2 protein-coding genes are annotated in these 5,218 nt (G+C 56.4%); both read left to right on the forward strand.

Annotated elements, in window-relative coordinates; all coding sequences use genetic code 11:
* Positions 1-16 precede the first annotated feature (16 nt).
* On the forward strand, positions 17-4,078 hold the full coding sequence (locus tag ACE04F_RS08695; protein ID WP_486105908.1) for an RHS repeat-associated core domain-containing protein: 4,062 nt from the start codon (positions 17-19) through the stop codon (positions 4,076-4,078).
* Positions 4,079-4,251: 173 nt separating this feature from the next.
* Positions 4,252-5,034: a MetQ/NlpA family ABC transporter substrate-binding protein gene (locus ACE04F_RS08700; protein ID WP_305497576.1), complete on the forward strand. Its 783-nt coding sequence runs from the start codon at positions 4,252-4,254 to the stop codon at positions 5,032-5,034.
* Positions 5,035-5,218 lie beyond the last annotated feature (184 nt).

Raw genomic sequence — 5,218 nt, forward strand, 5'->3', positions numbered from 1 at the left:
GCTGAAACACATCCGCTTGGTCACGGCTGAAAACAAGGTTTTGACGTGGTCTTTTGAATATAAGCTGATCAACGGGTTTTTATTAATTTCCGAAATTCTACAGCCCAGCGGATTGCGCGAAGTCCTGGCGTACAAGCCCGACGCCCATCGTTTGCCGACGGGGGCGCCGGTGCCTTCGATGCCCGCTGTCATCCAGTCAACCGTGGTGCCTGGAGGTGAGCAACTGGCACTCGTCACCCGCTACGAATATTCGGCGCGAAATTTCCTGGGTTTTGATTCCCGTGCGTCGTGGTCGGAAGATGAAGACGTACTTTTTCGCCTGAACTGGGCTTACGAATACTCCTGCACCGAGATCCACATGGCGCTCGTCAACGGAGAGCGACGCGAGGCTTCGCGGGTGTCGCGCACCTATAACCGCTTCCATTCCATGGTTTCGCAAGAGACGAACAGCGCCGGCAGAGTGCATCTGCGCAGGATTGAATATTACGAGGTGCCTAACAAGCCGTTCCGGGACCAACCGGACCAGTTTCAGCTGCCTCGTGCCGTGAGCGATAGCTGGTTCGACCATCGGGACATCGGAAATAGCGGCCAGGACAAAATTCGCGAGGAGGTGACCCGCACTGTCTATGATGGATATGGAAACCTGCTGGAAAAAATCGACCCGAGCGGCACCCGCGAGGTTTACGAGTTTTTCCCAATAGAAGGAAGCGTCGATTGTCCGACCAGTCCTTTGAATGTGCCTTGCTTTCTCAAGCAGAAGCGCGTTATGGCCTCTCCCAACTTCGTCGCCGCACCGACAGTCGTGGTCCGTTATACCTACGTTGAGCTGCCTTCATTGCGTACCGACGGTGGCCGTTACGTTCAGCTTGCCAGCGAAACGCTGTATGAGGAAGGCGTGAGCGAGCCGCAGGTCGACTGCCGCCTGGAGTACATCAACGACACCCACCACCCCTTTCATGGACGGCTGGAAAAGAAAGTTGAAACTGTCGGCGGCGTGCCAACCACATACGCCTATCGGTATGTGCGCGACAGCGCAAACGTATGCACGACTCAGGTCTTTAGCGCTGGAGGACTCAGCCATCAACGGCAGAGCTGGCATGACGAGTCCGGCCGGCTGGTCAAGGCTGAAGAAACCGACGGCAACAGCATTACCATGGAATACGATTCGCTGGGGCAGTTGACTCGCGAAACGGTTATGCCGGGTACCGACAGTTCTGCATCCCGCCAATACACCTATCGACCCTACTCGGCCGCAGATCCATTTACTACCACAGTTGTCCAGGATTCGCGGGGCGCTCTTACAACAACCCGCGCCGATGGGCTCGGCCGAAAAATAAGCGTTCAAAAGCAAGACGTGGACGCACCTGGCGCACCCATGCGCCTGATTTATCGAGCCGAATATGACAGTCTCGGTCGCCTGAGGACCGATAAGCAGGTGGACTGGTTCGCGGGGGCGGCGAAAACGCTCACGAGCGTCTATGGGTACGACGCATGGGGACAGCAGAGCCGCATCAGCCGAAGCGGGCAGGCTGTCGTGCATGACGAGATCGACCCGGTAGCTCTGACGCGTACGCAGTGGACGGAAGGAGGCGGCAAGACGCGTACTGTCAACAATATTTTCGGCAAGCCGTCGCGGGTCGAGCGTGTGGGCTTGACCGGCATGGTTCTGGAGGTCACTTCCTACGACTATGACGGCCTGGGGCGATGCGTGAAGCAGACGGCTTCCGATGCTGGCGTAACCCTCTATAGCTACGATCTTGCCGGTCGGTTGCTAAGCACGACGCTGCCGGACGGTACTCAGGTCAAAAAAAAGTACTCTGCGCAGAGCCAAGGTGATTTTCCGACAGAAATCAGCGTGAACGGCTATGTAGTGGGCACTCGTGACTTCGATGGACTGATGCGCATCGTCCGCACCCGTACTGGTGATCGAGCCGAGCAGATGATCTATGAAGGCTCCAGCCGCAATCCCTCGCAGAGAATCAGTGCGGCCGGCAAGGTCATGAACTACACGCTGCATCCATTGCTGAATGATTGTGTCACCGAACGCAAAGGCAGCCAGGCGCCGGTTTTCACAAGACACCGGTACGATCCGCATACCGGTTTGCTGCAGGAGTCTGCCAACTCCTCGGTGCTACGATGCCTTGAGTATTTTGCCTCAGGCCGAATCAAGCATGAAATATGGATGACCTCATCCGATCGATACGAAAGCTCAGAGACTTATTCGTTGATGGGTAAGCCGATCAGCCACACAGACGTCAATGGGACGGTTCGCACCTGTCGCTATGACGAAACGGGGCGGTTGTCGGGTATTACCCAGGGCGGGGTGGTAGTTGCCTACGTCTACGATGCTCGTGGCCTGCTTTCTTCTCAATCGGTAACCGACGCTCGCTCGGGAGTATCAGTTGTCACTGATCTGACGCATGACGAGTTCGGACGCCAGATTCTTCGCCGCTCATCGGCCCAGGGCAATGATGTCCACGAGCTGGAGCAGTCCTTCGGGCTTGGCGATAAGCTGAGCCAGCGCGTGCTCAGGGTTGGAGGCGTGACGGTACGCTGCGAATCCTTCATCTACGATCTTCGGGGGCGGCTGATCCATTACGCCTGTGAAGGCGAACAAGTGCCCGTGGACATCCAAGGTAAAAATATCACTTCGCAGGATTTCATCTATGACTGTCTGGATAACATTCGTCAGGTCGTCACACGTTTCGCAGGTGGCGAAAACATTGCGGACTATCGATACGACCTACCAGACAAGACACAACTGAGCGCTGTTAGCCACAGCCATGCGGATTACGCATCTGCCAATACAGATTTCCGCTACGACGCCGACGGCAACCTGCTCATCGATTCGCAAGGACGCAGTTTGTTCTACGATGAGTTGGGCCGCCTGGAGCGCGTAGGTTCGGCTGACTCGAGGTCAACGTTGGGTCGCTATGAATACGATCCATCGGACCGGCTTCATGTCGTGGAGTCTGTGGGGCAAAAGTCATGCCGGCGGTTCTACCGGGAAGACCGGCTATGCAGCGACGCAACGGAGGAGGGCGGCCGCAGCATCATGTGTGAAGAGCAGCAGTTGCTAGCCTTGTTGCAGGGCCAGGAAACGGCGCTGTTCAGGACCGACGGCTGTGGCAACGTACTGCAAGCTTTTGCTGGTGGCGGCAATACTCGGTACGCGTATTTGCCTTACGGCCAGAGCCAGATGACCGATGTATTGGGTAGCCTGTTCGGTTTCGGCGGCGAACCGCTGGATGCGCAGACCGGTTGTTATCTGCTTGGCAATGGGTATCGTGCCTACGATCCGGTGCTGATGCGATTTCATCGGCCGGACAGCTGGAGCCCTTTCGATGGTGGCGGCCTCAACCCCTATGCTTATTGTCTGGGGGACCCGATCAATCTCCGCGATCCGACGGGTCATATTTCCACCTCCGGCTGGATCAAGATTGGCTTGGCCGTTGTGTTCACGGTCGCGACCGTTGCACTCACTGTTGCGACGTTAGGCGCCTCCGCGCCTTTGGTGGGAGTATCGTTTTCGGCCGCGATGGCGTTGACGCTTGAGGTGGTGTCAGGTGCAGCTTCGATTGCTTCGACCGTGCTGGAGGAAACGGCTCCGGACGCCGTCGCCACTCAGATCCTGACTTATACCGCTGTTGCCTTGGGCGTCGTCTCTGGAGGCGCTTCCCTGACAGGTAAAGTCTTGGGCAAAGGTATATCTGTCGCCTTGGCAAAAACGGTCGATTCGCTCGGTGACGTCGTGACATTAAGCCGCAGTAATGCCATGCGTGTTACACGCATCGGCACCTATGCCAACGCATCGAGCCCGATAATTCGAGGTGGGCAGCGCAACCACGTGGCTCTGAAGAACCGGCTTGAAAATCTTCTGACAGCCAAGGACGTGGTCGGTTATGTCAGTTACGCCGCCAAGGGCGTTACGTATACAGTCGAAAGGGACAAGTACATTGAAAAGGCTGAAAGCTATTTGGCCTCAGCTAAAAAATGGCACGACGATGCAATCATTAAATGGTGCGACGACATCTATGGCGATCTCATGAGAAGGGGCACGGACATCCGCCTGGCATGAAGATTTTTCCGATGCTCATAAATTCACTATTGATATAAGTACTTCAAAAAAAGATATTGTTAAGGCATAAAAAATGTCGGTATCTTCCGCATCACGCCAGCGATAGCACTTCGCTGGCACACCCACATTTGGCCGTCGTCCATGACGACAGTGATATTCGATAAGGACACTGCATGAAAAAGGTTCTGTTGTTCACCGCATTGGCGGCAGCCTTGACCTCGGGCCTGGCCCAGGCGGCGGAGAAACTGGTTGTGGCCGCCACACCGGTACCCCACGCTGAAATCCTCGAACTGATCAAGCCGGCCCTGGCCAAAGAAGGCGTGGATCTGCAGATCAAGGTGTTCACCGACTACGTACAACCCAACGTACAGGTTGACCAGAAGCGCCTGGACGCCAACTACTTCCAGACCCTGCCTTACCTCAAGAGCTTCAACGAAGGCAAAGGCACCAACCTGGTGACGGTGATCGGCGTCCACGTCGAACCGTTTGGCGGCTACTCGAAAAAAGTCAAAAGCCTGGCTGAGCTGAAAGACGGCGCGACCATCGCCATCCCTAACGAAGGCAGCAACAGCGGTCGTGCCCTGATCCTGTTGCAGAAGGCTGGCCTGATCAAACTCAAGGACCCGAAAAACGCCCTGGCAACGCCGAAAGACATCGCCGAGAACCCGAAGAACTTCAAGTTCAAGGAACTGGAATCGGCCATGCTGCCGCGTGTGCTGGACCAGGTCGACCTGGACATGATCAACACCAACTACGCCTTGGAAGCAGGTCTCAACCCGGCCAAGGATGCCTTGGTGATCGAGGGTTCGGATTCGCCTTACGTGAACTTCCTGGTGGCCCGTCCGGACAACAAGGACAGCCCGGCCATCCAGAAACTGGCCAAGGCGCTGACCAGCCCGGAAGTGAAGGCGTTCATCGAGAAGAAATACAGCGGCGCGGTACTGCCGGCGTTCTGATCGGCACGGTAGACCTTTTCGCAGTTACAAACGCCGACGGCTGATACAGCGTCGGCGTTTTTTGTGCTCAACCTATTGTGTGAGCGGTACCGCTTACCCGTGGCGAGGGAGCTTGCTCCCGCTCGGCTGCCCAGCAGTCGCAAAAGCGGCTGGATGCGGTCTACCTCAAGAACAGAGGGGCCGG

The sequence above is a fragment of the Pseudomonas sp. AGC41 genome (assembly GCF_057334555.1).